The sequence below is a fragment of the Rhizobium sp. UBA1881 genome (genome assembly GCF_002338015.1).
Lineage (GTDB): Bacteria > Pseudomonadota > Alphaproteobacteria > Rhizobiales > Rhizobiaceae > Rhizobium.
The window spans coordinates 81955-108310 of the sequence record NZ_DDHH01000194.1 but is presented as its reverse complement, the minus strand read 5'-3'; the positions used below and the strand labels follow the sequence as shown (position 1 = coordinate 108310).

The following is a 26356-nucleotide window of genomic DNA, read 5'->3' as shown; positions in this document are numbered from 1 at the left end:
TCGCGGACATAGGCGGTGAGCACCGCAAACGCCGCCGCCGCCCAGCCGAGCCCCGGCGCCCCGATGCCCGCCCCTGCCCCGACGAGGATCAGGATGTCGGCAACCCGGTCCGGGAATTCATTCCAGAACGGCCCATCGGCTGCCCCCTTCCCGCCCTCGACCGCGACCATGCCGTCGAACAGATTGCAGAGCAGCCGCAGCTGGCAAAACAGTGCAGCTGCGACGAAGAAGGGCGCCTGCGCCCAGCCCGTCCGATATCCCGACAGAAAGAAGGCGCTGCCGGCGAGTGCTGCCGCGATCATGCTTGCCTGCGAGATCTGATTGGGCGTGACGGATTTCGACGCCAGCCATTGCGCAATCGAGCGTGCCCAGTGTGTATCGCGGCTCGCCAGCGGCCTGCGGTCACCTGTTTCGGTCATGCCCGCTCCCCCTTCCGGTACAGTGAGTAATTGTAGATCGCCGCATAGCTGGTCGAGACCGCCAGCGGCAGCGCGATCGTCTTCATAATTTCAGGCGTGCCGCTCAGCGCATGGATGGTCGCCAGGACGGCGCTGGACGCCAGGCAGGCAATGAGCGGCGGCGCCCAGAGGGCTTGCGTTCCATTCATCCGGCGTGACAGCTGCTCGACCGCGGTCTTGAGAAACAGTGTCAGGCAGGCCGACAATGCGCCCTGGACGAGGCCGGCAAGCAGGAAGCGGCCGGGCGGGTAATCCCGGTTTGCAAACATCGCCCAGCCGCCCATGGCGCAGAAGGCGAATGCGACATGGATGATGCTGTTGCCCGCGATACGACGCAGCCTGGTCGTCATGTGGCCGACCACCAGTAGCGGACGAGATGGAAGAAGATCGGTGCGGAAAAGACGACGGAATCGAGCCGGTCGATCAGGCCGCCATGGCCTTCGATCAGGTTGCCCCAATCCTTGACGCCGCGGTCGCGCTTGATCGCCGACATCACCAATCCGCCGAAGAAACCCATCATGGTGATGACGAAAGCCAGCAGCCCGGCCTGTAAGGGCGTGAACGGCGTGATCCACCAGAGGCCGGCGCCGATCAGCGTGGCGCTGGCAACGCCGCCGACAAAGCCCTCGACAGTCTTGGAGGGCGACAGCTTCGGCGCGATCTTTGTGCGGCCGAAAAGCTTGCCCCAGACATATTGGAGCACGTCGCTCAGCTGCACGATGATGACCAGAAAAGCGATGAGCAGCACATTGCGGCCCTCATAGCCCGGAATATCGAGCGTCAGCAGCGCCGGCACGTGGGAGGCGCAGAAGACGCAGATCATCAGCGCCCATTGCACCTCCGCGATCCGGTCGAGAAAGCGCTCGGTGTCGCCGCGCAGCACCGAGATGATCGGCATCAGCAGGAAGGCATAAACGGGAATGAAGATTGCGAAGATGCCGTATTGCTTGGTCCAGAGCAGGAAATACTGCAGCGGCAGCACGACGAAGAAGGCGGTCGCCAGCGCCCAGTGATCGGCGCGCTTCGTGTGCGTCAGCGTGATGAACTCGCGCAGCGCCGCAAACGAGCAGAAGCCGAAGAGGATAAGGATGCCGACTCGGCCGATCATGAAGGCGATGCCGATCAGGATCGCCATCACCCACCACGCCTTGATGCGTGCGTTGAGGTTCTCGATGGAGGCATTGGCGCCATCGGGCGAAAGGCGGCGCTGCAGGATATAGCCGATCGCGGATGCGACGACGAGCACCGCGAGGATGCCGAGCACGAGCGTGAGGAGGTCGGAATTGGCCGTGTTCATTCGCTACCGCCTGGCTGTTTTGGAGAGAGATCGAGAAGGGCCGTCCGCGCCCGGTCGAGAAAGGCCTGCTTGTCTTCGCCTGCATGCATGTGCATCGGCTCTCCGAAGGTGACGGTGCAGATCAGCGGGATCGGAACGATCTCGCCTTTCGGCATGACGCGGTTGAGATTGTTGATCCAGACGGGGACGAGGCGGATATCCGGACGCACTGAGGCGAGATAAAAGAGGCCGCTCTTGAACGGCAGCAGCGACGCGTCCGTCAGATTACGGGTTCCCTCGGGAAAGAGAATGAGCGACGAGCCGGCATCCAGCGCATTCGCCATCACCTCGATTGGATCGCTGGTCCGCTTGTCGCGCTCCCTCTCAATCAACACGGCGTCGAACACATCGCTGCCAATAAAGCGGGTGATCGCGGATTTCAGCCAGTATTCGGCGCCGGCCACAGGGCGCGTTGACCGCCGTAAGCGGGGCGGAAGAACCGCCCAGACCAGAATGAAATCGCCATGGCTCGAATGATTGGCGAAATAGATGCACGTGTCCGTTGTCGGGCCGTCGCTTTTCCAAATGGCGCGCACGGCCGTTATGGCGCGCGCAAACAGAACGATGGCCGTCGCCACCGGCCCCGCGATCATCTTCCGTACCAAATCGATCCCCCATCCACCTGACACATATAAGATGTGTAGCCGTGTTTAAGGCGGATCAAAAGCCCCCGGCTTCGCGCAACCGTCGGCAGGTCGCGACCATACCGGCACAACGCGTCAGATGGTGGAGGAAAGCGTTAACCATGCTTCGGTAGGAATGGTGTCGAACACAACGGAACGAATCGATGTCGGTAAACACAAGCAAGAGTTTGAAGGCCATGACCACAAGTGAAATCGTCCTTTTTCCTGTGGCCTCGCGCGCCGGCGACATCGATCGTAGCGCCGCCGAACTCGAGCGCCTGCATGGTGCCGATGCCGTTCAGTACTGGAAGACCGAGTGCCGGCGTCTGGCGAGCGAACTCGAATCGCTCGGCCTGCCAGAAGCGGAAGTTCGCCATCAGGTCATGGTTTTCCAGACCGAGGTGCAACAGGCCCTCGTTCAGCGCTCGCAGTCGCGCGCGATTTCGCAAAGCCGCAGCGGTCGCGCGCTGAAGCGGTAAGCGGGCGAGGCATAGGCCCTGTTCTACGGCATGGCGATATGGAGCCGAAGCTGCTAGACGCAAGGCCAACCTGCCACGCGAAAAGGAACACGCGATGATCCAGCCAACGGCTTCGTTCAAGGACAATCTGCAACTGCTGCCGTCAGTCGAAGGCCTTGCTCGGATAGACCTTACCGACCCAGCCGGCGTCATTGTCGCGACGATCGAAAACCAGCCGGGCAAACAGGGATCGCTCGCGGTCTACCAATATCTGCAGCAATGCTTCGGCATCCTCGACAAGCAGACCGCAACCTACGCCCTAGACCTCTTCGCCGAGCACACCGACGACGCGAAAACCCGCCCCGGCGCCCATCCCAATATCGACCGCCTGCTCGATATCATCGGCGGCGCTGCGCCATTGGGCATTCAGCTTGTTGCGCAGTGACAAGCGTCATCCAGGCTAGGCCGCGAGTTTGATGACGAGCTGATGAAGCACGTGGGGTCGATGACGTCGCCTTTGGCGCGCCAGCGTCCTGTGATCTGATCTTGAGAATATTGACCTCGAACAATCGACAACCCGTTCGGCACGAGCTTGTCATCTATGTCTCAGGTGCGGATTTTTACCCACGTGTCCTGGTCGGACAAAAGAAATATGGCGGAGAGGGTGGGATTCGAACCCACGATACGGTTGCCCGTATGCCGCATTTCGAGTGCGGTGCTTTCGACCACTCAGCCACCTCTCCGCTTCGCTGGTCGGCGCTTGTTCGGCGCGGGCTGTCTCATAGCGAGAGTTTGGCGGGCTGGCAAGTCGTAATCTCAAGCCATTTCATCCTTTTGTCATCCTTTTACCTTGACAGTTTTTTTATGCTCGCGTATCTGCGCAACCCAATAGGTGTGGATAAGTCCGCGCCTTGTCTGTCCCGCGCCTGCGTGGGGCATCACCGGCAGCCAGAGTTCCTGGGCAAAAGCCCTGAAATCCCTGCTTAACATCGACTGATAAAAAGACGGCCACCTGTTTGATGCGGGTCGAGCCGGAACGAACATGAAAGGATAAAAAATGTTCGCAGTCATCAAGACCGGCGGTAAGCAGTACCGTGTGGCAGCAAACGACGTGCTGACCATCGAGAAGCTTGAAGTCACCGCTGGCGAATCGATCGAATTCACCGAAGTCCTCGTAATCGGCGAAGGCGCCGATGCCGCGATCGGTGCTCCCTTCGTCAAGGGCGCGTCCGTCAAGGCCGAAGTCGTCGAGCACAACCGCGGCAAGAAGGTCATCGCCTTCAAGAAGCGCCGTCGTCAGAACTCGAAGCGCTCGCGCGGCCATCGCCAGCACCACACCGTTGTCCGTATCACGGACATCGTGGCTGCTAAGTAAGATCACGGGACTTAAGGTTTAAAGGAGAACTCCAATGGCACACAAAAAAGCTGGCGGTTCGTCGCGCAACGGTCGCGATTCTGAATCCAAGCGCCTTGGCGTGAAGAAGTTCGGCGGCGAAGCCGTCATCGCAGGCAACATTATCGTGCGTCAGCGCGGTACGCAGTGGCACCCGGGTTCCAACGTCGGCCTCGGCAAGGATCACACGATCTTTGCTCTCACCGCCGGCAATGTGAACTACCGTACGAAGGCCAACGGCCGCGTATACGTATCCGTGATGCCGAAAGCGGAAGCAGCGGAATAAGCCGGTAGCGCTTTATAGCAGCCGGTGTCTCATCGACCCGGCTGAGCGTATCAGGTTCAGTCAAGACAAAAGGGGAGATGGGGCACCACCCATCTCCCCTTTTTCTTTACCCTCAAGGAGGACTGAACCATGCAAGGCGAATTGTTACGGAGAGACCAAAGGTCTCCCCGGGAAGACCAGCGGTCTTCCTTGGAAAGGCTGCGGCCTGAGCGGTTAAGGACCGATTGCCCTGTCTTACTGTCGGAAAGGCTCGTCATGCGCGCGCCCCACGAAGAAGACATCGACGCCCTTGCCCATCTCGCCAACAACGCCAAAGTCGCCACAATGGTGTCGCGCATGCCGCACCCGTATACGGCCAATGATGCCGCCGACTTCGTGCGACGCACGAAAAATGGCGAGATTGGCAAGTGCGTCTATGCGATTACCAAAGCCGAAAACGGCGCCTTTATCGGTTGCTGCGGGGTCGAGCCGCATCTTGACGGTCGTACCGTCGAGATCGGTTACTGGCTGGGCGAGCCTTACTGGAACCAGGGTTTCATGACCGAGGCCTGCCATGCGCTCGTCGACATGGTGTTTCGCACCCGCGAGGATGTCGATCAGATCGACGCCCGTTGCCGGGTGATGAACATCGCTTCGCGCCGCGTCATCCAGAAGTGCGGTTTCCAGTTCCAGGGATCGGGGCTTGCCGCCTCGCTGGCGCTTGGAAGCAACGTGCCGGTCGAATGGTACAGGCTCGACCGCAAGACCTGGATGTCGCTGAGAAGCTGGGGGAGCGTATTATGAGCGCGCTCAGCCTGGAAAGGCCAAGACCCCAGGTCGCCACCGCTGGCTCGCAGCCCGACATCAGGACCGAGCGGCTTTTCCTGCGATCGCACCGGCTGGGCGATGCCGATGCGATCGCGGAATCGCTATCCGATTTCGCGGTGACGCGGATGCTGGCACGGGTGCCTGCACCCTATGACCGGCAGGATGCGCTCGACTGGCTGGTGCCGGTCACGGCCGGCCGGCTGCCGGACTGGCAGATGGCGATCACCAATGGCGACGACGCGCATATCGGCGTGGTGTCGATCGAGCTTCGCCATGGTCGCTGGCATCTCGGCTACTGGCTGAACCGCTACTACTGGCGGCGCGGCTATATGAGCGAGGCGGTTTCCGCCACGCTCGAGCGCTTTTCGCGGCGCATGCCCGAGACCGTCGTGCATTCCGGTGTCTTCGCTGACAATCCGGCGTCGCTGAGGCTGCAGGAAAAGCTCGGCTTCCGCATGACCGGTTGCAGCGAGGTCTTCAGCTTCGCCCGCAACACGATGGTCACGCATGTCGAAACCATGCTGAAGCCCGGCGCGTTGCAGCAGAGCAAGAGTGCCTGATGAGAAACATGGAGGCGCCCCACATTCACCGGGGCGCCTTCTTCAATTGTCGATCTCGACCCAGACGGGGAAGTGATCGGACCCCATGGCCGAGGTGTCGATCTGTGCGGATTTTAACCGGCTTTCGAGGCCAGAACTGACAAAGACGTAATCGAGATGCATGCGCTTGCCATGATTTGCGGGATCCATCCAGCTGTAGCTGTCGGGCTGATAGGCGCGGAGCGCCTCGAGGGCGTCGACAGGCGTGCCGATGCGCGCCGTGCGGCCGTAATATCCGTCCTTTCGGCCCGCGAAAGCGCAGTATTCGGGCGATTCCGGCAGCATGTTGAAGTCGCCCATGACGAGATAGTCTTCGGGCAGCGGAAGCTCCTCGATCTCGAACTCGCGGGCGCCGGTCAGCGATCCGCCCTCGTGGGGGAAGGCGTTGATACGGTCGTTCAGATGCGCGAGTTGGCGGATGCGCTCGTCGCTGGAAACGTGATCGAGATGGACGGAGTAGACGCGCACCGCGCCGCCGGGAAGGTCGATGACGGCCTCGGTGGCGCTGCGCTGCAGGTTGAGCTTGGTGAGCGTCCGGCTGCGCGGCAGAAGCAGCGTGCGGGTCGACAGGATCGGCCAGCGCGACAACACCATGTTGCCGAACTGCATGCGCATGCTGCGCGGCGCGGGACTGCCGTCGATCTCCGCGACATGCAGGTCGCAGCCGGGTCCGTAGACCCAGAAATGGTCGGGGAAGAGGGCGCTAAGGTCGGCCACCATGTCGGCATATCGGTTTCGCGCGAAGCCGCGGGTGACTTCCTGGAGCGCGATGATGTCGGCGCCGGCAAGGCTGTCGGCGATTCGTTTCAGATCGTACGTGCCGTCGAGACCGAAGCCGTACTGTATGTTATAGCTCGCAAACCTAACGATAATCTTTGACCTCCGGCTGAACGGCCTATATCGATCAGGCCAAGACGGGCGTCCAATGACACCGAATGATGGAAGTAAAATGAAATTTCTCGACGAAGCAAAGGTCTATATCAAATCCGGTAGCGGCGGCGCGGGTGCCGTGTCGTTCCGGCGCGAGAAGTTCATCGAGTTCGGCGGGCCTGACGGCGGTGACGGCGGACGCGGTGGTGACGTGTGGGTGGAGACCGTCAATGGTCTCAACACGCTGATCGATTTTCGCTTCCAGCAGCACTTCAAGGCGACGATCGGCACGCACGGCATGGGCCGCAACCGTACCGGCGCCAATGGCGAGCATGTGACGCTGAAGGTGCCCGTCGGAACCCAGATTTTCGAGGAAGACCAGGAAACGCTGATCTGCGACCTGACGGAAGAGGGGCAGCGCTACTGCCTCGCCCGCGGTGGCAATGGCGGTTTCGGCAACGCGCACTTCAAGACCTCGGTCAACCAGGCGCCGGATTGGGCCAATCCCGGTCTCGAGGGCGAGGAAAAGACGATCTGGCTGCGTCTGAAGCTGATCGCCGATGCCGGTCTGGTCGGTCTGCCGAATGCCGGAAAGTCGACATTTCTCGCGGCGGTTACCCGCGCACGCCCCAAGATCGCCAATTATCCGTTCACGACGTTGCACCCCAATCTTGGCGTTGCGACGATCGATGAGCGCGAATTCATTCTCGCTGACATTCCCGGCCTGATCGAAGGCGCACATGAGGGCGTCGGCATCGGCGACCGGTTCCTCGGCCATGTCGAGCGCACGCGCGTTCTGCTGCATCTCGTTTCCGCACAGGAAGAGAATGTCGGCAAGGCCTACAAGACGGTCAAGCATGAGCTCCGGGCCTATAGCGACGAGATCGGCGACAAGCCGGAGATCGTGGCGCTGTCGCAGATCGACGTTCTCGACAAGGCGACACTGACGAAGAAGACCAAGGAACTGGCCAAGGCTTGCGGCAGCACGCCCTACCAGATCTCGGCGGCAACGGGCATGGGCATGACCGAGGTGTTGCGTGCGCTGCGCGATATCATCGTCGAGGCCAATGCAGAGGCCAACATTGCCGAGAAGCCGGCCAAAGCTTTGAAGGTGCGTCATCGCGATGTGATCGCCGACGAGGACGAGGCCAATGACTAGGCAGAAGGCGCTGGGTAGCTACCGGCGCATCGTCATCAAGATCGGCTCCGCGCTGCTCGTCGACCGCAAGACCGGCCTGAAGAAGAGCTGGCTGGACGCTATGTGCGCCGATATCGCGAAGTTGAAAAACAAGGGCGTCGATGTTCTCGTGGTGTCCTCGGGCGCCATCGCGCTTGGGCGCTCGGTTCTCGATCTTCCCTCGGGCGCTTTGAAGCTAGAGGAGAGCCAGGCGGCGGCGGCGGTCGGCCAGATCGCGCTTGCCCGCGATTGGTCCGAGAGCCTGTCGCGTGACAGAATAGTCGCCGGCCAGATCCTGCTGACGCTTGGCGATACGGAAGAGCGTCGGCGCTATCTCAATGCGCGCGCGACGATCAACCAGCTCCTGAAAATCGGCGCCGTTCCCATCATCAACGAGAACGACACGGTTGCCACCAGCGAAATCCGTTATGGCGACAATGACCGTCTGGCGGCGCGCGTGGCGACGATGGCGGGCGCGGATCTCCTGATCCTGCTGTCGGATATCGACGGCCTCTATACCGCTCCGCCGCATCTCGATCCGGATGCACAGTTCCTGGAGACGATTGCCGAGATCACGCCTGAAATCGAGGCGATGGCTGGTGGCGCTGCGTCCGAGCTGTCGCGTGGCGGCATGCGCACCAAGATCGATGCCGGCAAGATCGCGACGACCTCTGGCTGCGCGATGATCATCGCTTCAGGCAAGACCGACAGTCCGCTGTCTGCGATCGAAAACGGCGCGCGGTCTTCCTGGTTCGCGCCTTCGGGCACGCCCGTGACTGCGCGCAAGACCTGGATCGCCGGTCAGCTACAGCCGGCTGGCGAGCTTCATGTCGATGACGGCGCGGTGAATGCGCTGGGTGGTGGCAAGAGCCTGCTGCCCGCTGGTGTCCGCAAGGTTGTCGGCCTCTTCAGCCGTGGCGACACGGTTGCCATCGTCGGCCCGAATGGCCGGGAAATCGCGCGCGGATTGGCCGGCTATGATGCCGAGGAAGCGCGCCAAATCACCGGCCGCAAGTCGAGCGAGATCGAGGCCATTCTCGGCTATGCCGGGCGCGCGGCGATGATCCATCGCGACGATATGGTCATGACCTCGCAAATCAATTCGAAATCGGAAAGGCAGAAGAAGGACGCCGCCCATGCTTGATACAGTCGTGCAAAGCCCTGACATTGACGCGCTGATGAATGACATCGGCCGCAAGGCCAAGGCTGCCGCGCGACCGTTGGCCTTTGCCTCTACCGACGCCAAGAACGCCGCCCTGAATGCCATGGCTGATGCGATCCTGGCGGACAAGGAGCGGATTCTCGCTGAAAACGCGCGGGATCTCGATGATGCGGCGGGCTCCGACATGCTGCCCTCCTTCATCGACCGGCTGACGCTCACCGACAAGCGCGTCGCCGAGATGGCCGATGGCATTCGTGCGATCGCTGCGTTGAAGGACCCTGTCGGCGAGGTGGTCAGCGCCTGGGATCGGCCGAACGGCCTGAAGATCGAGCGCGTGCGCACCCCGCTTGGCGTGATCGGCGTGATCTTCGAAAGCCGCCCGAATGTGACGGCGGATGCCGGCGCGCTCTGCGTCAAGGCGGGTAATGCCGTCATCCTGCGCTGTGGCTCGGATTCCCGTCGTTCATCGCAGGCTATCTATGAATGCATGGTGCGCGGCCTGAAGGCGGCCGGGCTCCCAGAGCATGCTATCCAGCTCGTTCCGACCACGGATCGCGCGGCCGTTGGCGCCATGTTGCGCGGCTTGGATGGGGCGATCGACGTGATCATTCCGCGCGGCGGCAAGAGCCTTGTCGCGCGCGTGCAGAACGAAGCCCGGGTGCCCGTCTTCGCGCATCTGGAAGGGCTCTGCCACATCTATGTCGATGCATCCGCCGATCTCGACATGGCCAAGGAGATTGTCGTCAACGCCAAGATGCGCCGGACGGGGATTTGCGGCGCCGTCGAGACGATTCTGGTCGACAGCGCTGTCAGCGACACGCACCTCGTGCCGCTGCTCGATGTTCTCTCGGATGCCGGCTGCGAAGTTCGCGGCTCCTCGAGCGTCGTCAAGGCGGCGCCGGGAACGAAGGCTGCCACCGAGGAAGACTGGTCCACGGAATATCTCGACGCGATCGTCTCGGTCGCTGTCGTCGATGGCATCGATGGTGCGATCAAGCATATCCAGACCTATTCGTCGAACCACACCGAAGCCGTGATCGCCGAAGACGCAGCTGTCGTGGACCGCTTCTTCACCGAGGTCGATTCCGCCATCCTGCTCCACAACGCATCGACGCAGTTTGCCGATGGCGGTGAATTCGGCATGGGTGCGGAGATCGGCATCGCCACTGGCAAGATGCATGCGCGAGGCCCTGTCGGCGTCGAGCAGCTGACCTCGTTCAAATACCGCGTGCATGGCACCGGCCAAGTCCGGACCTGATGTGATCAACGACGAATTGGACCGACGCTATCTTCGCGTGCCACATGCCGAGCGGGGCATGGTGGTCGGTCTGTTCGGCGGTTCCTTCAATCCGCCGCACCAGGGCCATGCGCTGGTGGCGGAGATCGCCATCAAGCGGCTTGGTCTCGATCAGCTGTGGTGGATGGTCACTCCCGGCAATCCCTTAAAGGATCCGAGCCAGCTGTTGCCTCTGGCGGAGCGGGTGCGGCTCAGCGAAAAGCTTGCCAAGCATCCCGCGATCAAGGTCACCGCATTCGAGAAGAAATTCGGCACGACCTTCACCGCGGAAACACTGGCGCGGATCAAAATCAGCAATCCGCATGTGCATTTCATCTGGATCATGGGCGCCGATAGCCTGAAGACATTTCATCGGTGGCAGCGGTGGCAGGATATCGCCCGCATGTTTCCGATCGCGGTCATCGATCGGCCGGGTGCGACGCTGTCGTTCCTGTCGTCGAAGATGGCCAAGACCTTCGATTTCGCGCGGATCGATGAGGATGATTCGAGAGCGCTCTGGAAGAAGCCGGCGCCGGCCTGGACATTCATCCACGGCCCGCGATCGCGACTGAGTTCGACGGCGATCCGCGCGCAAAACGGCGCTTAGCTCATTTCTCTCAATAATACGCTGGAAAATGAAAAGCCCGACGGGGGAGGATCCGTCGGGCTTAAAACTTGACCGGCAACTGGGAGGAGGAGTGTTGCCGATCCGTTACCGAACAGCTTGGGAGGAGGAGATCGCTGTCCGGTGAGAGACTTGTATGATGAGTATCACAGAAAGGAAAGCGGAATTGGTGCATCGCAGCAATGCATTTCTGGCATGTGTTTAAGTGTCGCACCCATCCAAATGCTCAATATCTGCGCACTACACTGGAGATTTATCAAGTTTGAGGGCCTTTTGTCAGATGGATACTAGCAAATAGCTGCCTCCTGGCCGCGCGCATTGCTGCCTTGCGGCAGTCCCGCGGTCATGACTCATGCCAGTGCGATCAGCTCGGCTGCGGTCCTACGCCACGCGTTGCGTTCGACTGAATATAGCGCTGGTCAATAGCCAAGTTTCCGTTATATCTCTGCAGATATCTCGAAGTGTTGGGGAAACAATATGCACAATCGTCGTCAATGGGTGAAATTCGCAGCCGTCGCGGTCTCCGCTATCTGGCTTGGTGCGACCGCCGGAACGGCCTTCGCCGCTGAAAAGGTTACGGTATTCGCAGCCGCCAGCATGAAGAATGCGCTTGATGCGGCCAATGCCGAATGGGCCAAGGAGAGCGGCAAGGAAGCCGTCGTCTCCTATGCGGCGAGCTCCGCTCTGGCAAAGCAGATCGAAGGCGGTGCGCCGGCGGATGTGTTCATTTCGGCCGACCTCGACTGGATGGATTATCTCGCCAAGAAGAACCTGATCAAGGCGGACACCCGCTCCAACCTGCTCGGCAACAGCATCGTGCTCGTCGCCGCCAAGGACAAGGTCAAGCCTGTCGACATCAAGCAGGGCTTCGATCTGGCCGGCCTGCTTGGCGACGGCAAGCTCGCGATGGGCGAAGTCAAGTCGGTACCGGCAGGCAAGTACGGCAAGGCGGCGCTTGAAAAGCTCGGCGTCTGGTCGTCGGTCGAAGGCAAGGTCGCAGGCGCAGAAAGCGTGCGCGCGGCGCTGGCGCTGGTCTCGCGCGGCGAAGCGCCGTTCGGCATCGTCTACCGGACCGACGTGAACGCCGATCCGGGCGTTGCGGTTGCCGGCACCTTCCCTGCCGACTCGCACCCGCCGATCACTTATCCGATCGCGATCCTGTCCGAGAGCAAGAACGCCGATACGGCCGCCTATCTCGACTTCCTGAAGTCGGAGAAGGCTGCGCACTTCTTCACCGAACAGGGCTTCACCATCCTGAAATAATTGCGGTTTTATACGCAGCTGCCTAGTCTGAAGGCCCGCCACGGTGGGCCTTCGTTTTTTTCAGGAGCATCGCATTTGGAAGCACTTGGTCTGAGCAGTGACGAATGGACGGCGATCATGCTCAGCCTGCGAGTGTCGATCGTAGCGATGCTGGCAAGCCTGCCTTTCGGCATCGGCGTCGCGCTGCTTCTGGCGCGGGGGCGCTTCTGGGGCAAATCCATTCTCAACGGCATCGTGCACTTGCCGCTCATCCTGCCCCCCGTCGTTACCGGTTTCATCCTGCTCGTGCTGTTTGGCCGGCGCGGGGTGATCGGCGCCTTTCTCGATCAATACTTCGGCATCGTCTTTTCCTTCCGGTGGACGGGGGCGGCGCTTGCCTGTGCAGTGATGGCCTTTCCGCTGATGGTGCGCAGCATCCGCCTTTCCATCGAAGCGATCGACCGCAAGCTTGAAGAGGCCGCCGGCACGCTCGGCGCCAGCCCGTTCTGGGTTTTCCTGACGGTGACGCTGCCCCTCACCTTGCCCGGCATCATCGCCGGCATGATCCTCGCCTTCGCAAAGGCCATGGGCGAGTTCGGCGCGACGATCACCTTCGTTTCCAATATTCCTGGCGAGACACAGACGCTGTCGGCCGCGATCTACTCTTTCACACAGGTACCGGGCGGGGATGCAGGCGCGTTGCGGCTGACACTCGTGGCTGTCGTCATTTCCATGGCCGCGCTGCTCGCATCCGAATTCCTGTCACGCCTCATCGGGCGGAGGATCGATCCGCAATGACGCTTGTTGTCCAGGCAAAGCATCGGTTTGACGCGTTCTCGCTCGAGGCGGGGTTCACGTCGGAACGCGGGATTACCGCGCTGTTCGGCCGCTCGGGTTCGGGAAAGACCTCGATGATCCGGATGATCGCCGGGCTGACGCGGCCCGACGAGGGGCGGATCAGTCTCGATGGCGAGATACTGACGGATACCGCCGAGCGCATTTTCGTCGCCAAGCATCGCCGGCGGTTCGGCTATGTGTTTCAAGAAGCACGGCTCTTCCCGCATCTGACCGTGCGCCAGAACCTGACCTACGGTCGCTGGTTCGCGCCGAAGGGGGCGCCACGGGAGAGCTTTGAGCGGATCGTCGGCTTGCTCGATATCGAAAGGTTGCTCGGCCGCAGCCCTGAGCACCTGTCCGGCGGCGAAAAGCAGCGGGTGGCGATCGGCCGCGCGCTCCTGTCTTCACCGCGCCTTCTTCTCATGGATGAGCCGCTTGCCGCGCTCGACGAAGCGCGAAAGGCCGAGGTGATGCCGTTTCTCGAGCGACTGCGCGACGAGATGGATATTCCGATCGTCTATGTCAGCCACTCGGTGGCGGAGGTGGCGCGGCTTGCCGATCAGGTCGTCGTCATGCAGGACGGTCGGGTGAAGGCTGTTGGCGCGGCTACCGAGGTGCTCAGCCTGCCCGCGGCGTCGCTTGATCGGCGCGAGGCGGGTGCCCTGTTGCAGGGGCGTGTCGAGGCCGTGGATGAGAGGCATCGCCTGGCCACCGTTGCGATGACGACCGTGCGACTGCATGTGCCAGATGCCGGTCTTGCGCCGGGCAAGGCGGTGCGTGTCCGTATCCCCTCGCGCGACGTGATGCTTGCCACCGAGCGGCCAAACGGCCTCAGCGCGCTCAACGTGCTTGAAGGTACGATCCTGGCGGTAACGCCTTCCGACGACGCGACCGTAGACGTCACAGTCGATTGCGGTGGTGACGCGATCTTGTCGCGGATCACCAGCTTCTCGGCGGAGCGCATGGCGCTGCGCGAGGGCATGCCGGTGTTCGCCATTATCAAGACGGTTGCTTTGGAACCTTAAACAGCCGGCTCGGTGCCATCGATCAGGCGGTTGCTCTCCAGCCAGGCCAGGTCGTCGGCCAGGGTCACCCGGATCGTTTGCTCCATCTGCCGAAAGCGCGCCAGCAGTTCCTCGCCGAATTCAGTCAGCGCCGCGCCGCCGCCCTTCTGGCCGCCGCGTTGCGATTCGACGACGGGATGCTTGAACATCCGGTTCATTTCGCTGACCAGCAGCCAGGCACGCCGGTAGGACATGTCCATCGCGCGGCCGCCGGCGGAAATCGAGCCGGTCTCTCTGATATGTTCCAGTAGTTCCATCTTGCCGTGCCCAAGGCGATCCTCATGCGGAAAGCTGATGCGAAGGACCGGGACAAGCGTGTTTTCTAAGGTGTTTTTCATTTGTAATCTTCGCACTGGGACGAAGCATCACTTTACTGAGGGCGGCAGCAACTGTACACAGCCCCGCAGGATGCACTTGAGGCTGAGCCATCCGTTGCTGCCGCGCCAAATCCGGCATTCATGCTTTGTGATCGCGGGCGTCTTGAAACATTTATGGTTCGGTGCCTATCTTAACCATGATTTGGTTCGCCAAATCAGTGATGTGCATGCTTTGTCATTCCGAGAAAGGGAAAGCACTGACAACAGTACACGCAAAGGGAAGCACGAAAGTCGTTGTCCCGAAGAGCCCGGAACGTGGCGTTGATGCCGCTGCCCGCGCCCTGCACACCGTCCTCGTCAGCCTCGAGGACTCCAAAGCTGAAGATATCGTTTCCATCGACATTGCCGGAAAATCGGCGCTCGGCGACTTCATGGTCGTTGTCTCGGGCCGCTCGAGCCGCCATGTCATGGCAATTGCCGACCACCTGCTCAGCGACCTCAAGGATGAGGGCTTCGGCTCCGCCCGGGTCGAAGGCCAGGATGCCGGCGATTGGATTCTGATCGATACCGGCGATGTTATCGTGCATGTCTTCCGTCCCGAAATTCGCGAGTTCTACAACATCGAAAAGATGTGGCAGGCTCCCGATCTGGACGAGACGCTGCACTGATACTCCAGCTGGCAGGCTGTCTGGACGCTGCGTCCGGCGCCTGATAGATGGCTGTGATTGGGCCGGCGGTGCTTTAGCCCCGGCCTGCGGCACCTTTGGGCCGCGAAAAGCCTGATAGCAGGAGCGGACACATGCGCGTTGGTCTTTTTGCCGTGGGGCGGCTCAAATCCGGCCCGGAGAAGGATCTTGCGGCGCGTTATTTCGACCGCTTTGCGAAGGCCGGTCCCGCCATCGGCCTTGAATTCTCCCGCGTTGTCGAAGTCGCTGAAAGTCGCGCTTCCAATGCCGATACGCGCAAGCGCGAGGAAGCAGGCATGCTTCAGAAGTCGCTGGCGGATGGCAGTATCCTCATTCTCCTCGACGAGCGCGGCAAGGCGCTCGACAGCGAAGGCTTCGCCACGCTGCTCGGGAACTACCGCGATCAGGGAAAGCGCGACATGTTGATCGCGATCGGCGGCGCCGATGGACTTGATCCGGCGCTCTACGATCGGGCCGACGCAACGCTGTGCCTGGGCAAGATGACCTGGCCGCATCAACTCGTTCGCACGCTGATCGCCGAGCAGCTTTATCGCGCCGTGACGATCCTCTCCGGCCATCCCTACCATCGCGTCTGAGCGCTCACGATCATTCACGCAGGTGTGTGTTGCGCGATCGGGCGGCAGGCCTCAATCTTTCTGGCAAAGATGGTCAAATCAGCTTAATCTTCGCGCGGTTTAAGAGGATTTACCGATCGGCATGCCGGCATCTGCATCCAAGCGAAACTATGTGATCTTGTCGGTTGCCGTGGCGAGCCTCGCCGCGTCGGTTCTCGGCGTGTCCGGGCGGGTTTCCGCTCTGGCGCAGCAGCCGCCGCCCGCTGCCCAACCGGACCCGCAGGTGACAAGCGCGCCCGTTGCGGCTGCGGCACCTGATCCGGCCGTCGAACTGGAAAAGAAGCGGGACCAGACGCGCAGCGAACTGGATGCGCTGTCGAAGACCATCAATCTCTCTTCGAGCAAGGTCGCGGAACTGCAGAAGAGCATCGAGGATCTGGACAAGAGCACCAGCAGTGTTCGCCAGGCGCTGATCGATTCCGCCGCGCGGCGCAAGTCGCTGGAAAAGCAGATATTGGAGAGCGAGAAGAAGCTTGCCGATCTCGGCGTGAAGGAAGATGCGGTTCGCCACTCGCTGCACGAGCGGCGCGGGCTGCTGGCCGAGGTGCTCGCGGCACTGCAGCGGATGGGACGCAACCCGCCGCCGGCGCTTCTGGTAACGCCCGATGACGCGCTTGCCTCGGTGCGCAGCGCCATCCTGCTCGGTGCCGTTGTTCCCGGCATCCGCAAGGAGACCGATAAGCTCGCGGCCGATCTCGGCAACCTGGCCTCGCTGCAGGCCGCAAGTGCCGCGGAGAAGGCCGGCTTGACGACGACGATAACCAATAGCCTCGAGGAAGAGCGGCGCATGGATTTGCTTCTCGCCGAGAACGAGAAATTGAGCCGCAGCAATACTGCCGAGCTCAATGCCGAGCGCCAGCGCTCCGAGGAACTCGCGGGCAAGGCCACGAGCCTGGAGAGCCTCGTGGCATCGATGGAAAGCGAGATTTCATCCGTTCGCCAGGCGACTGCCGCGGCGCGTCAGGCGGAGGAAAATCGCAGGCTGCTGACGGATGAACAGCGCGCGCAGGCCAAGGCTTTGGCCGACAGCGGGGTGCCTGATAAAAACCGCATTGCGCCCGCATATCCGTTCGGAGAATTGAAGGCCAAGCTGGAGTTGCCCGTTGCCGGCGATATCTTGCGCCAGTTCGGCGATGCCGATGGAACAGGCCATGAGGCGATGGGTATGACGCTGGCGACCAACCCGGAAACGGTGGTTACCGCACCGGCGGATGGTCTGATCGTTTATGCCGGCGCGTTTCGCAGCTACGGGCAGATGATCATTCTCGATGCCGGCGACGGATATCACCTGGTTCTCTCCGGAATGGAGACCATGAACGCGCGGCAGGGCAAGTTTGTTTTCGCCGGCGAACCGCTTGCGGTGATGGGTGCGAAAAGAGTGGCCAGTGCGACTGCATTGGCGCTGGAAACAAACCGACCAACGCTTTACATTGAATTTCGAAAAGACGGAAAGCCGGTCGATTCCCGACCATGGTGGACCGCCAAAGACACCGGAAAGGCACGCAATGATTCGTAGGGCTTCTCTTGTTCTGGTTGGCGCATTGATGGGTGCGACGGCCATGAGCGTCATCTATTCCGCCGGTGTGCCCGCGGAAGCGGCGGGGGCGTCCACCTACAAGGAACTGTCCGTTTTCGGTGACGTGTTCGAACGCGTTCGCGCCCAGTACGTGACGCCGCCGGCCGAGGACAAGCTGATCGAAAATGCCATCAACGGCATGCTGTCGTCGCTTGACCCGCATTCGAGCTACATGAACGCCAAGGACGCGGCGGACATGCAGACCCAGACCAAGGGCGAGTTCGGCGGTCTCGGCATCGAAGTCACGATGGAAGACGAGCTGGTCAAGGTTATCACGCCGATCGACGATACGCCGGCCGCCAAGGCAGGTGTTCTCGCGGGTGACTATATCTCCGAGATCGACGGGCAGTCCGTCCGTGGCCTGAAGCTCGAAGACGCTGTCGAGAAGATGCGCGGTGCCATCAACACCCCGATCAAGCTGACGCTGATCCGCAAGGGCGCCGACAAGCCGATCGAACTGACGATCGTTCGCGATGTCGTGGCCGTGCAGGCTGTCAAGTCGCGCGTCGAGGATGATGTCGGGTATCTCCGCATCATCTCGTTCACCGAGAAGACTTATCCGGACATGGAAAAGGCGATCGAGAAGATCAAGAAGACCGTTCCGGCCGACAAGCTCAAGGGCTACGTGCTCGACCTGCGCCTCAACCCGGGCGGCCTGCTCGACCAGGCGATCCAGGTATCGGATGCGCTTCTGCAGCGCGGCGAGGTTGTTTCCACGCGTGGCCGCAATCCGGACGAAACCCGCCGCTTCAATGCCGGCCCTGGTGATCTGACAGATGGAAAGCCTGTGATCGTTTTGATCAACGGCGGTTCGGCTTCGGCCTCGGAAATCGTCGCCGGCGCCCTGCAGGATCTGCGTCGCGCCACGGTTCTCGGCACGCGCTCCTTCGGCAAGGGATCGGTTCAGACCATCATCCCGCTCGGCGAGAACGGTGCTCTTCGCCTGACGACGGCGCTCTACTACACGCCGTCGGGCCGCTCGATCCAGGGCACCGGCATCACGCCTGACATCAAGGTCGAAGAGCCGCTGCCGGATGACCTGAAGGGCAAGATGGTGACCGAGGGCGAATCCGCCCTGCGCGGCCACATCAAGGGCCAGAGCGAGACGGACGAGGGCTCGGGCTCCGTCGCCTACGTGCCGCCGGATCCGAAGGATGACGTGCAGCTCAACTACGCGCTCGACCTTCTGCGCGGCAAGAAGACGGACCCGTCTTTCCCGCCGAACCCTGAAAAGGCCGTTAGCGCAAAGTAACCACCAGATGAGGCGTCAGGCCGGATGAGGATCCGGCCTGACGCCTTTTTGCTGTCCTGATGATGGAAGCAGCCGAAGAATGAATACCGATCTGCACGCGCCCCTTGGACAGAACCGCAAGCCCGGCGGCAAGCGCCCTGGCGTCTTGCGCACGGGGCGGGTGGTCGCCGGGCTTTGCCTCGTGCTGATCGGCGGCTTTTCGGTCTATACCGCCTTTCGTGGCGATGGCCTGAAGCGCGAGACGCCGCCCGCCAAGGAGCAGGCCTCCGCCGTTCCCACCGACACCACTCAACAGGCCGCCACGGCGGATACTGCGCCTCCCAACGGCATGCCGCGCAGCGATCCGAATTCCGGCGCCAATGTCGAGCGGATGACGACGGGTGATGGCTCGGTGGTGACCAAATACAGCCCGAAGACCCGCGACGGAAACGGCCCCGTGCTGATCGATGCGATGCAGGTGGGGCAGGATCCGCGAATGGCCGCATTGCCGAACGATGCCCTGCTCGAGGCGTCGTCGTTCGGGCGCTTGCCGATCGTTGGGCCCGATGGTCGCCGGCCGATGGACCAATATGCCCGACCATGGTCCGGCGCGCATGGAACGCGGATCGCGATCGTCGTGAGCGGTCTTGGTCTCAGCCAGACGGGCACGCAGCGGGCGATCCAGCAGTTGCCCGAGGAGGTGACGCTTGCATTCGCCGCCAGCGGAAACAGTCTGCAGCGCTGGATGCAGGAGGCGCGCCGGTCCGGCCACGAAATCCTGATCCAGGTGCCGCTAGAGCCTTTCGATTACCCGGCGAACGATCCAGGGCCCGATACGCTGCTCACGTCGAAAAGCGTGGCCAAGAATATCGAGAGCCTTCACCGGGCGATGGGCGAAATCACCAACTACACCGGCGTTTTGAACTATCAGGGCGGTCGTTTCCTCTCGGATGCGAACGCGCTGGAGCCCGTCATGCGCGATATCGGCAAGCGCGGGCTGCTGTTTCTCGATGATGGCACCTCGGCGCAGTCGAAGACCGCCGCGATCGCCAAGGGCACGGAGACGCCCTACGCCTTTGCGGACGTGCAGCTCGACGGACAGGTGGATTTCAACGCGATCACCAACAAGCTGGATGAACTCGAGCGCGTGGCCAAGCGTAACGGTCAGGCGATCGGCGTCGCCTCGGCATTTGACGAGAGCATCGATGCCATTTCAAAATGGACGGAAGAAGCGGCGATGCGCGGCATCGAGATCGTCGGGATCGCCGCGCTGACCAATGATCCGAAGAAACCCTAGCAGAGACAACCATGAGCCAATCGACCGTTAAAGCCGAAGATCTGCCCTATCGCCCGTGCGTCGGCGTGATGATCCTCAACCGCGCCGGGCTGGTCTGGGCCGGCCGCCGGATCCCGGCGGAGAATTCGGAATATGACGGCTCGCCGCAGCTGTGGCAGATGCCGCAGGGCGGCATCGACAAGGGCGAGGACCCGCTGACGGCTGCTTATCGCGAGCTCTATGAAGAGACCGGCATGAAGACAGTGACGCTGCTTGCCGAAGCGAAGGACTGGATCAACTATGATCTGCCGCCGCAGCTGATCGGTATCGGGCTCAAGGGCAAGTTTCGCGGGCAGACGCAGCGCTGGTTCGCCTTCCGTTTCGATGGCGATGAGAGCGAGATCGCCATCAACCCGCCGCCGGGCGGGCATTCCGCGGAATTCGACGCCTGGGACTGGAAGCCGATGGCTCAGTTGCCAGAGCTGATCGTGTCCTTCAAGCGCGGTGTCTACGAACAGGTGGTCAGCGAGTTCAGCCATCTCGCGGGATTGCCGGCCGCCTGATTGACGGCTGTGTGATTGGATGCCGGCCGCCTGAGCGGCCGGGTCCAGGGCTTGATTATTCGGCTTGGTCGGCGGAGTCGGCGTTCAGCTGGCCATACTTGGCTTCGCCGATCTTGCCGAGCAGCTCGAGCTGCGTTTCGAGGAAGTCGATGTGGCCTTCTTCGTCCATGAGGAGCTCTTCAAAGAGCTTCATGGAGACGTAGTCGCCTGCCTCATGACAGATATCGCGGGATTTCTTGTAGGCGGTGCGGGCGTCGTATTCGCCGGCGAGATCCGCTTCCAGGACTTCCTTGACGTTCTGACCGATGCGCAGCGGCGCAAGCGTCTGCAGGTTGGGGTGGCCTTCGAGGAAGATGATGCGTGCGACGAGCTTGTCGGCATGCTGCATCTCTTCGATCGATTCAGCGCGCTCCTTCTTGGCGAGCTTGGTGTAACCCCAATCTTCAAGGAGCCGGTAGTGAACCCAGTACTGGTTGACAGCACCAAGTTCCAAAAAGAGGGCCTCGTTAAGCCGCTCGATGACTTTTTTGTCGCCTTTCAATGTCCGCTCTCCTGTTTTCTTCATGGAAGTTTCTGAGGCGGGACATGAAATCAAATATTTCGGCATCCGTCGAGTGCCGACGGGCGTGATAGTCCTCGGTCGTCTGAATGATGATGTCGACCACATTCGGGAAACAACCGCAGCAACGGCCGCGTTTTTCCATGGCATGGTAGACTTTCGCAGGGACAATAAGCTGCCAACAGTCCTCATCGAGAAGGCTGTTGATAACCTCCCGGATTTCGGTGTCGGTTATGTAGTTGCAACTGCAGACAAGCACGTCTTCATTCCAAACATGACAATGACTATCGTCTTTTTGCTAAAGAAGACGCTCATTGTCAAGAAAGATTCATATTCCGGCATTACCGCTTCGCCCGCCTTACGGCTTGCTTACGATCCAATCGAAGCGCATGGCTCTCCGCTTGCGATGACGTCCGAACGGGCCCGCCATTGAAAATCAATGAAAATTACGGCCCTTCGGCATGACCGACGCCGTGGCTTCATTCCACTCCCGATTGTCCCGCTTGGTTATTCTTTTTTCCATCACTGCTTTCTCCAATATCTCGTTGAGCTTCTTCTGCCGGGGATCGGCGGTCGGCCGGCGCGCCTCGTCGGAGCGATCGCAGACGCCGAAGCGGTTGGCCTCCTTCTGGAGCAGCCCCAGGGCGTGCGTCATATCCTCGATGTGATCGACAACCGTGTGGATCACCCCGCTCTGGCTCTGTAGCTTGCCGCGGATTTTGACGAGCCGGGCGCCCATGACGATGGCGCGATATTTCTCGAAGGTCTTCGGCCAGACGATGGCATTGGCCACGCCTGTTTCATCCTCCAGCGTCATGAAGATCACGCCCTTGGCCGAGCCCGGACGCTGGCGCACCAATACGAGGCCGGCAATCGTCACCCATCGACCGTTCGGCACCTTGAGCAGGTCGACGCTGCGGGTGATGCCGACCCCACGCAGTTCGTCGCGCAGGAAGGACAGAGGGTGCGCCTTGAGCGACAGGGACAGATATCGGTAGTCCTCTACCACCTGCTCGCCTGGAAGCATTTCAGGCAGTCTGGCTTGCGGCTCGACCTGCAGGTCGAGATGAGATGCCTGATCGAACAACGGCAAGCGCTCGGCAGCACTCTTCACATCCAGCGCGCGGACCGCCCATAGCGCCTCGCGCCGAGAAAGGCCGATGCTGTTGAAGGCATCGGCATCCGCCAGCCGCTCGATATCGGATTTATCGAGGCCGGAGCGCAGCCATAGATCGCGGATGGAGGTGTAGCCGTATCCGCGCTGTGCCATCAGCTTCTCGCGTATGGCATCCTCGGATAGCCCCTTTACCTGACGAAAGCCGAGACGGACGGCGTGATTGGCCTTGATGACATCGCTCATCTCGCGATGGCGGAAATCAATCCGACGATTGTCGAAGCGTCCGTCTTCCAGCAGGCAGTCCCAATCCGAACTGTTTATGTCGACCGGCCGGATCTCGACGCCGTGTTCCCTGGCATCGCGAACCAGCTGCGCCGGCGCGTAGAAGCCCATCGGCTGCGAGTTCAGCATGGCCGCACAGAAGATATCGGGATAATAGGCCTTCATCCAGGAGGAGGCGTAGACGAGCAGCGCGAAGGAAGCTGCGTGGCTTTCCGGGAAGCCGTATTCACCAAAGCCCTTGATCTGGTTGAAGCATTGCTGGGCAAATTCTTTCGAATAGATTTCCTTCGACATCATGCCATCGATGAATCGTTGTTCGAAATTGCCAATGGTGCCGGTCCGCTTGAAAGTCGCCATCGCTCGCCGCAGTTGGTCGGCTTCAGCAGGTTCGAAGCCCGCTGCAGTGATAGCGATCTGCATCGCCTGCTCTTGGAAGAGCGGAACACCCAATGTTCGCTCAAGGACATTTTCTAACTCTTTGCTGGGATAGCTGGCCGGGATTCCTCGCCTTCGCTCCTCCCGGCGCTTCAGATAGGGGTGGACCATATCCCCCTGAATAGGCCCAGGTCGGACGATGGCGACCTCGATGACGAGATCGTAGAACACTCGCGGCCGAAGGCGCGGCAGCATGCTCATCTGCGCGCGGCTTTCTATCTGGAAGACGCCCAGCGTATCGGCCCGGCACATCATGTCGTAGACCGGCTTTTCGTCCTCATGCGTGTCATTGCCGAGATCGGCCAGCGTCTTCTTCACGTCGTAATGCAGCAGAAGAAGATCGAAGGCCTTGCGCAGGCAGGTCAGCATTCCTAGCGCCAAGACATCGACCTTGAGGATTTTCAGGTTATCGAGATCGTCCTTGTCCCACTCGATCATGTAGCGATCCGACATCGCCGTATTCATGATGGGAACGACCTCGTCGAGCCGGTCGCGGGTGATGACGAAGCCGCCGACATGCTGGGTGAGGTGGCGGGGAAAGCTCAAGAGTTCGGATGCGTATTGCAGGACGTGGTTGGTTACTGGGTTTCCAGTGTCGAGGCCGGCGGCCCTTGCTTCCCGTTCGGACAGCTTGTCATCCGACCAGCCCCATACCAGGCTGCCGATCGCCGATTGCACATCTTCCGACAAGCCGAACGCCTTTGCGACCTCGCGGCCTGCGGAACGGGTGCGGTAGCTGGTGACGGCCGCCGTCAGCCCAGCATGTTCCTTACCGTATCGCTTATAGATGTGCTGGATGACCTCCTCGCGCCGATCATGCTCGAAATCGACGTCGATATCTGGTGGTTCGTCGCGGTCCGTCGACATGAAGCGGTCGAACAGCAGCACGCTTTTTTCCGGGTTAACCTCCGTGACCTCAAGGCAGTAGCAGATCACCGAATTGGCGGCCGAGCCGCGGCCCTGGCAAAGGATCTTGAGCTCATAGCGGGCATGCATGATGATCCGGTGGACCGTCAGGAAATAGGGCGCGTATTGCTTCTCTCTGACGAGGTCCAGTTCGTAGACGATCTGCTCGCGGGTCTTCTCCCTGATGCCTTCAGGAAAGCGCCTTGCCGCTCCCGCCCATGTCAGGCGCTCCAACGTTTCATAAGACGTTTCGCCCGCGTCGTTCTCATCGGGATAATTGTGCTTCAGTTCGTCCAGGCAAAAGCTCAGCTTGGAGAAGAACTTCTCCGTGTTGGCGATGGCATCGGGATATTCCCTGAAAAGCCGTGCCATCTCTCTTCCATGCTTCAGATAGCGTTCGGCATTCGGCGCCAGCAGAAAGCCGGCTTCTGGGATTGGTACGTGCTCCCTTATCGAGGTGACGATATCCGACAAAGGGCGGCGCGCGGTGTCGTGATAGAGCGGCTGGTTAGAGGCGATGAGGGGGACGCGGTTTCTGGAAGCGAGGATCGAAATCACCGCGAATACGCGCTTGTCGCGACCGTCATAGGTTGATGTCATCGTCATGTAGAGCTTGTCACGGAAGCGGGCGCGGAGACGACCGACGCAGGCTTCGAATGTGTCGCAGCGCAGGGGATCGTCGGCAACCAAAGGATCAGGGATGATCGCCAGCATCATCTGGTCGCCCCATTCCATAAGGTCCTCCTCCACCAAGGTGCAGTTGCCCTTCTCCGCGCGCAGATTGCCGGCGCTCAGCAGGCGGCAGAGATGTGCCCAACCCTTTCGATTTTGAGGGTAGGCCAGAATATCGGGTGTTTCGTCCGAAAAGACCAATCGGGCGCCGGGTTGAAGCCGGACCGGGTCAATGACGTCCTCGGGGTTCTCGCCCTTTTCCAGCAGGCCCTGTTCTTTCCGCTCGAATTTCTTTCGAAGCGCCGTTACCTGGGCGTGCGCCCTGACCACGCCGGCGACCGAATTACGGTCGGCGATGCCGATGCCGCCTAGCCCCAGGACCGCGGCCTGCAGCACCATTTCCTCAGGCTTGGAGGCCCCTTCCAGAAAGGAAAAATTGGTTTTGGCGCCGATCTCGAAGAAAGCCCGCGTCATGCGAATATCCCGTGCATGTACCAGCTCTGCGTTTCGTCCTGGCCGTATAGACCCTTGCGGTAGATCCAGAAGCGGTGGCCCTGATCATCCTCGACGCGGAAATAGTCGCGGGGCTGTGTATCCTTGCCGTCGAGCCACCATTCCATGGCAAGCCGCTCCGGCCCCTCGCTTTTGACGATACGGTGGCGCATGCGGCGCCAGTGAAAATTGGCCGGCGCGCCATCCGGAACCTCGATGGCGAAGGCATCCATCGGCTCCGCCCTTTCCAGGAGACGCGCGGGTCTCTCGCCGCGTGAGGGAGCGGGATTGCCTGGCGGGATCTTCGCGGAGAGGCCATCGATGGCGGGAACCGAAATCACCGCCCTTTCCGGTAGGTGGCTTTCGCGCAGCTGGAAGGTCTGCAGGCAATCTGATCCCAATCGCGCGGAGACGCGATCGACGAAGGCTGCCAGCGAGGCATCCTTCTGCTGATGTCCCTCAAAGTCGCTCTGGGCCGTATCGAAGGCTTCGTGGCGCAGGACATTGAGGCGCAGGATCTCGAATCCATAGCCGGCATCGAGATCGTCATGGACCGCCTGCAGGCGTTCGGTGAAGAGGACGGCGATGCGCCTTGGTTCCCGCAGCGGTCTTGTCGTGCCGGCCGCGATGCGGAAGACCTTGCCGTCGACGCGAAACAGGACGAGTTCGAAAACGCGGCCGCCGACGCCGCGCGCCTCCAGCGAGGGTTTCAGCGCATGGGCGATCTGGTCGGTGACGGCCAGAATCTCCTCTTCCGCAGCGACCGGTTCCATCAAGCGGCGCTCGGCCGAAAGGCTGGCGACGGGCAGGCGCGGCGATATCGGCTCCTCGTCCGTTCCAAGTACCTGGTCAAGCCGCAACAGCACGCTTGCGCCGAAACGGCGGGTCAGCGGCGCGCGCGGGGTTTCCATCAGGTCGCCGATGTATTTCAGGCCCATCTTGGTGAGTGCTGCGACCGTGTCGTCCGAGAGGCGAAGTGCGGCAACCGGAAGGGGAGCAACGACCCGTTCCGTCTCATCCGCGTCGATCACGCCTCCCTGGCCGAAGCGGCTGACCGCCCAGGACAGGCCCGGGGAGGCGGTGATGGCGCCCCGGACGTCGATACCCATTTGAAAGAGCCTGGACAGAATATCCTTGAGGAGCGCCTTTTCGCCGCCGAAGAGATGGGCGCAGCCGGTGATATCGAGAAACAGGCCATCCCTGCCGTCGAGCGCCACCAGCGGCGTATAGCGGTCGCACCAGTCGGCAATGCCTTCGAGAAAGCGCAAGTCGGCGGCCGGATCCTCCTCGATCACCTCGATCGTCGGATGGATGGCGCGGGCTTCGGCGACACCCATGTTCTTTTTCAGGTTGATCGCCTCGGCTGCCTCGTCCAGCGCCGTCAGACGCATGGTGT

General features: G+C 61.3%; 27 protein-coding genes, 1 tRNA gene and 2 pseudogenes. 19 read left to right on the top strand and 11 right to left on the bottom strand.

The features are described from left to right. The 4 genes and pseudogenes from B3605_RS24525 to B3605_RS24510 all read right to left on the bottom strand — a co-directional run. Window positions 1-419 (bottom strand): annotated as a pseudogene (locus B3605_RS24525) (CDP-alcohol phosphatidyltransferase family protein); the annotation flags it as partial. Continuing rightward, the gene (locus B3605_RS24520; RefSeq protein WP_112942722.1) at window positions 416-808 is read right to left on the bottom strand and encodes a hypothetical protein; all 393 of its coding nucleotides are present in this window, start codon (window positions 806-808) and stop codon (window positions 416-418) included. The pseudogene B3605_RS24525 and the gene B3605_RS24520, both read right to left, overlap by 4 nt. Beyond that, window positions 805-1755, bottom strand: a complete 951-nt coding sequence (locus B3605_RS24515) for a phosphatidate cytidylyltransferase (RefSeq protein ID WP_112942721.1) — start codon at window positions 1753-1755, stop codon at window positions 805-807. The genes B3605_RS24520 and B3605_RS24515 overlap by 4 nt, the downstream gene beginning before the upstream one ends. Further along, window positions 1752-2387, bottom strand: a complete 636-nt coding sequence (locus tag B3605_RS24510; RefSeq protein WP_112942720.1) for a lysophospholipid acyltransferase family protein — start codon at window positions 2385-2387, stop codon at window positions 1752-1754. The genes B3605_RS24515 and B3605_RS24510 overlap by 4 nt, the downstream gene beginning before the upstream one ends. 227 nt (window positions 2388-2614) lie before the next feature. On the opposite strand from B3605_RS24510, the gene B3605_RS24505 reads away from it, so the two are divergent. Both B3605_RS24505 and B3605_RS24500 read left to right on the top strand, forming a co-directional pair. After that, on the top strand, window positions 2615-2896 hold the full coding sequence (locus tag B3605_RS24505; protein ID WP_409457180.1) for a DUF6074 family protein: 282 nt from the start codon (window positions 2615-2617) through the stop codon (window positions 2894-2896). 94 nt (window positions 2897-2990) lie between these two features. After that, a complete protein-coding gene (locus tag B3605_RS24500; protein ID WP_112942719.1) occupies window positions 2991-3320 on the top strand; it encodes a DUF2322 family protein in 330 nt (109 codons plus the stop codon). A gap of 208 nt (window positions 3321-3528) precedes the next feature. Here the strand turns inward: B3605_RS24500 and B3605_RS24495 are convergent. Next, window positions 3529-3618, bottom strand: a tRNA-Ser gene (locus B3605_RS24495). 314 nt (window positions 3619-3932) lie between these two features. On the opposite strand from B3605_RS24495, the gene rplU reads away from it, so the two are divergent. The 4 genes from rplU (at window position 3933) to B3605_RS24475 (ending at window position 5921) form a co-directional block, all read left to right on the top strand. Continuing rightward, entirely contained in the window at window positions 3933-4250 is a 318-nt protein-coding gene (gene rplU / locus B3605_RS24490) for a 50S ribosomal protein L21 (protein WP_018901071.1), read from the top strand. A 34-nt stretch (window positions 4251-4284) separates the two neighbouring features. Further along, on the top strand, window positions 4285-4554 hold the full coding sequence (rpmA, locus tag B3605_RS24485; RefSeq protein ID WP_004127267.1) for a 50S ribosomal protein L27: 270 nt from the start codon (window positions 4285-4287) through the stop codon (window positions 4552-4554). 129 nt (window positions 4555-4683) lie between these two features. After that, window positions 4684-5337, top strand: coding sequence for a GNAT family N-acetyltransferase (locus B3605_RS24480; RefSeq protein WP_026283459.1), 654 nt, complete (start codon window positions 4684-4686; stop codon window positions 5335-5337). Next, window positions 5334-5921: a GNAT family N-acetyltransferase gene (locus tag B3605_RS24475; protein WP_112942718.1), complete on the top strand. Its 588-nt coding sequence runs from the start codon at window positions 5334-5336 to the stop codon at window positions 5919-5921. Before B3605_RS24480 ends, B3605_RS24475 begins: the two co-directional genes overlap by 4 nt. Window positions 5922-5963: 42 nt before the next feature. Here the strand turns inward: B3605_RS24475 and B3605_RS24470 are convergent, their stop codons facing one another. Next, entirely contained in the window at window positions 5964-6830 is an 867-nt protein-coding gene (locus B3605_RS24470) for an endonuclease/exonuclease/phosphatase family protein (RefSeq protein WP_112942717.1), read from the bottom strand. A gap of 79 nt (window positions 6831-6909) precedes the next feature. Here B3605_RS24470 and obgE point away from each other — a divergent pair, with 79 nt between their 5' ends. The 7 genes from obgE to modC all read left to right on the top strand — a co-directional run bounded on the left by obgE (window position 6910) and on the right by modC (window position 14174). Continuing rightward, window positions 6910-7989 carry a GTPase ObgE gene (gene obgE / locus B3605_RS24465; protein ID WP_018901066.1) on the top strand — a complete coding sequence of 360 codons (1080 nt, stop codon included), beginning with the start codon at window positions 6910-6912 and terminating at the stop codon, window positions 7987-7989. Then, window positions 7982-9151 carry a glutamate 5-kinase gene (gene proB / locus B3605_RS24460; protein WP_112942716.1) on the top strand — a complete coding sequence of 390 codons (1170 nt, stop codon included), beginning with the start codon at window positions 7982-7984 and terminating at the stop codon, window positions 9149-9151. The genes obgE and proB overlap by 8 nt, the downstream gene beginning before the upstream one ends. Further along, entirely contained in the window at window positions 9144-10427 is a 1284-nt protein-coding gene (locus B3605_RS24455) for a glutamate-5-semialdehyde dehydrogenase (protein WP_112942715.1), read from the top strand. Before proB ends, B3605_RS24455 begins: the two co-directional genes overlap by 8 nt. After that, window positions 10402-11052: a nicotinate-nucleotide adenylyltransferase gene (locus B3605_RS24450; RefSeq protein ID WP_112942714.1), complete on the top strand. Its 651-nt coding sequence runs from the start codon at window positions 10402-10404 to the stop codon at window positions 11050-11052. The genes B3605_RS24455 and B3605_RS24450 overlap by 26 nt, the downstream gene beginning before the upstream one ends. A gap of 495 nt (window positions 11053-11547) precedes the next feature. Then, entirely contained in the window at window positions 11548-12333 is a 786-nt protein-coding gene (gene modA / locus B3605_RS24445; RefSeq protein WP_112942713.1) for a molybdate ABC transporter substrate-binding protein, read from the top strand. A 75-nt stretch (window positions 12334-12408) separates the two neighbouring features. Beyond that, a complete protein-coding gene (modB, locus tag B3605_RS24440; protein ID WP_047509033.1) occupies window positions 12409-13110 on the top strand; it encodes a molybdate ABC transporter permease subunit in 702 nt (233 codons plus the stop codon). After that, entirely contained in the window at window positions 13107-14174 is a 1068-nt protein-coding gene (modC, locus tag B3605_RS24435; protein ID WP_112942712.1) for a molybdenum ABC transporter ATP-binding protein, read from the top strand. Before modB ends, modC begins: the two co-directional genes overlap by 4 nt. On the opposite strand, the gene B3605_RS24430 is transcribed toward modC, so the two are convergent. Then, complete coding sequence (locus B3605_RS24430) at window positions 14171-14551, bottom strand: winged helix-turn-helix domain-containing protein (protein WP_112942711.1); 381 nt, start codon at window positions 14549-14551, stop codon at window positions 14171-14173. The genes modC and B3605_RS24430 overlap by 4 nt on opposite strands. Before the next feature lie 206 nt (window positions 14552-14757). Here B3605_RS24430 and rsfS point away from each other — a divergent pair, with 206 nt between their 5' ends. The 6 genes from rsfS to B3605_RS24400 all read left to right on the top strand — a co-directional run bounded on the left by rsfS (window position 14758) and on the right by B3605_RS24400 (window position 20497). Further along, complete coding sequence (gene rsfS, locus B3605_RS24425) at window positions 14758-15198, top strand: ribosome silencing factor (protein WP_037112036.1); 441 nt, start codon at window positions 14758-14760, stop codon at window positions 15196-15198. 131 nt (window positions 15199-15329) lie between these two features. Continuing rightward, window positions 15330-15812, top strand: coding sequence for a 23S rRNA (pseudouridine(1915)-N(3))-methyltransferase RlmH (gene rlmH / locus B3605_RS24420; protein WP_112942710.1), 483 nt, complete (start codon window positions 15330-15332; stop codon window positions 15810-15812). 121 nt (window positions 15813-15933) lie between these two features. Then, window positions 15934-17367, top strand: coding sequence for a murein hydrolase activator EnvC family protein (locus B3605_RS24415; RefSeq protein WP_112942709.1), 1434 nt, complete (start codon window positions 15934-15936; stop codon window positions 17365-17367). Next, a complete protein-coding gene (locus B3605_RS24410) occupies window positions 17357-18679 on the top strand; it encodes a S41 family peptidase (RefSeq protein ID WP_047509025.1) in 1323 nt (440 codons plus the stop codon). Before B3605_RS24415 ends, B3605_RS24410 begins: the two co-directional genes overlap by 11 nt. A 79-nt stretch (window positions 18680-18758) precedes the next feature. Beyond that, on the top strand, window positions 18759-19955 hold the full coding sequence (locus B3605_RS24405) for a divergent polysaccharide deacetylase family protein (RefSeq protein WP_112942708.1): 1197 nt from the start codon (window positions 18759-18761) through the stop codon (window positions 19953-19955). 11 nt (window positions 19956-19966) lie between these two features. After that, the gene (locus B3605_RS24400; protein ID WP_112942707.1) at window positions 19967-20497 is read left to right on the top strand and encodes an RNA pyrophosphohydrolase; all 531 of its coding nucleotides are present in this window, start codon (window positions 19967-19969) and stop codon (window positions 20495-20497) included. 55 nt (window positions 20498-20552) lie between these two features. On the opposite strand, the gene bfr is transcribed toward B3605_RS24400, so the two are convergent. The 4 genes and pseudogenes from bfr to B3605_RS24380 form a co-directional block, all read right to left on the bottom strand. Beyond that, window positions 20553-21038: a bacterioferritin gene (gene bfr / locus B3605_RS24395; RefSeq protein ID WP_018901052.1), complete on the bottom strand. Its 486-nt coding sequence runs from the start codon at window positions 21036-21038 to the stop codon at window positions 20553-20555. Further along, window positions 21004-21398: pseudogene (locus B3605_RS24390) on the bottom strand ((2Fe-2S)-binding protein). Before B3605_RS24390 ends, bfr begins: the two are co-directional and overlap by 35 nt. 94 nt (window positions 21399-21492) lie before the next feature. After that, on the bottom strand, window positions 21493-24942 hold the full coding sequence (locus B3605_RS24385; RefSeq protein ID WP_112942706.1) for an error-prone DNA polymerase: 3450 nt from the start codon (window positions 24940-24942) through the stop codon (window positions 21493-21495). After that, a complete protein-coding gene (locus B3605_RS24380) occupies window positions 24939-26351 on the bottom strand; it encodes a Y-family DNA polymerase (RefSeq protein ID WP_349677272.1) in 1413 nt (470 codons plus the stop codon). The genes B3605_RS24385 and B3605_RS24380 overlap by 4 nt, the downstream gene beginning before the upstream one ends. Window positions 26352-26356: the final 5 nt, after the last annotated feature.

Coding starts and splice junctions, on each gene's coding strand:
- B3605_RS24520 (WP_112942722.1), bottom strand. CDS start 808: ATGACGACCAGGCTGCGTCGTATCGCGGGCAACAGCATCATCCATGTC.
- B3605_RS24515 (WP_112942721.1), bottom strand. CDS start 1,755: ATGAACACGGCCAATTCCGACCTCCTCACGCTCGTGCTCGGCATCCTC.
- B3605_RS24510 (WP_112942720.1), bottom strand. CDS start 2,387: ATGATCGCGGGGCCGGTGGCGACGGCCATCGTTCTGTTTGCGCGCGCC.
- B3605_RS24505 (WP_409457180.1), top strand. CDS start 2,615: ATGACCACAAGTGAAATCGTCCTTTTTCCTGTGGCCTCGCGCGCCGGC.
- B3605_RS24500 (WP_112942719.1), top strand. CDS start 2,991: ATGATCCAGCCAACGGCTTCGTTCAAGGACAATCTGCAACTGCTGCCG.
- rplU (WP_018901071.1), top strand. CDS start 3,933: ATGTTCGCAGTCATCAAGACCGGCGGTAAGCAGTACCGTGTGGCAGCA.
- rpmA (WP_004127267.1), top strand. CDS start 4,285: ATGGCACACAAAAAAGCTGGCGGTTCGTCGCGCAACGGTCGCGATTCT.
- B3605_RS24480 (WP_026283459.1), top strand. CDS start 4,684: ATGCAAGGCGAATTGTTACGGAGAGACCAAAGGTCTCCCCGGGAAGAC.
- B3605_RS24475 (WP_112942718.1), top strand. CDS start 5,334: ATGAGCGCGCTCAGCCTGGAAAGGCCAAGACCCCAGGTCGCCACCGCT.
- obgE (WP_018901066.1), top strand. CDS start 6,910: ATGAAATTTCTCGACGAAGCAAAGGTCTATATCAAATCCGGTAGCGGC.
- proB (WP_112942716.1), top strand. CDS start 7,982: ATGACTAGGCAGAAGGCGCTGGGTAGCTACCGGCGCATCGTCATCAAG.
- B3605_RS24455 (WP_112942715.1), top strand. CDS start 9,144: ATGCTTGATACAGTCGTGCAAAGCCCTGACATTGACGCGCTGATGAAT.
- B3605_RS24450 (WP_112942714.1), top strand. CDS start 10,402: ATGGCACCGGCCAAGTCCGGACCTGATGTGATCAACGACGAATTGGAC.
- modA (WP_112942713.1), top strand. CDS start 11,548: ATGCACAATCGTCGTCAATGGGTGAAATTCGCAGCCGTCGCGGTCTCC.
- modC (WP_112942712.1), top strand. CDS start 13,107: ATGACGCTTGTTGTCCAGGCAAAGCATCGGTTTGACGCGTTCTCGCTC.
- B3605_RS24430 (WP_112942711.1), bottom strand. CDS start 14,551: ATGAAAAACACCTTAGAAAACACGCTTGTCCCGGTCCTTCGCATCAGC.
- rsfS (WP_037112036.1), top strand. CDS start 14,758: ATGCTTTGTCATTCCGAGAAAGGGAAAGCACTGACAACAGTACACGCA.
- rlmH (WP_112942710.1), top strand. CDS start 15,330: ATGCGCGTTGGTCTTTTTGCCGTGGGGCGGCTCAAATCCGGCCCGGAG.
- B3605_RS24415 (WP_112942709.1), top strand. CDS start 15,934: ATGCCGGCATCTGCATCCAAGCGAAACTATGTGATCTTGTCGGTTGCC.
- B3605_RS24410 (WP_047509025.1), top strand. CDS start 17,357: ATGATTCGTAGGGCTTCTCTTGTTCTGGTTGGCGCATTGATGGGTGCG.
- B3605_RS24405 (WP_112942708.1), top strand. CDS start 18,759: ATGAATACCGATCTGCACGCGCCCCTTGGACAGAACCGCAAGCCCGGC.
- B3605_RS24400 (WP_112942707.1), top strand. CDS start 19,967: ATGAGCCAATCGACCGTTAAAGCCGAAGATCTGCCCTATCGCCCGTGC.
- B3605_RS24385 (WP_112942706.1), bottom strand. CDS start 24,942: ATGACGCGGGCTTTCTTCGAGATCGGCGCCAAAACCAATTTTTCCTTT.
- B3605_RS24380 (WP_349677272.1), bottom strand. CDS start 26,351: ATGCGTCTGACGGCGCTGGACGAGGCAGCCGAGGCGATCAACCTGAAA.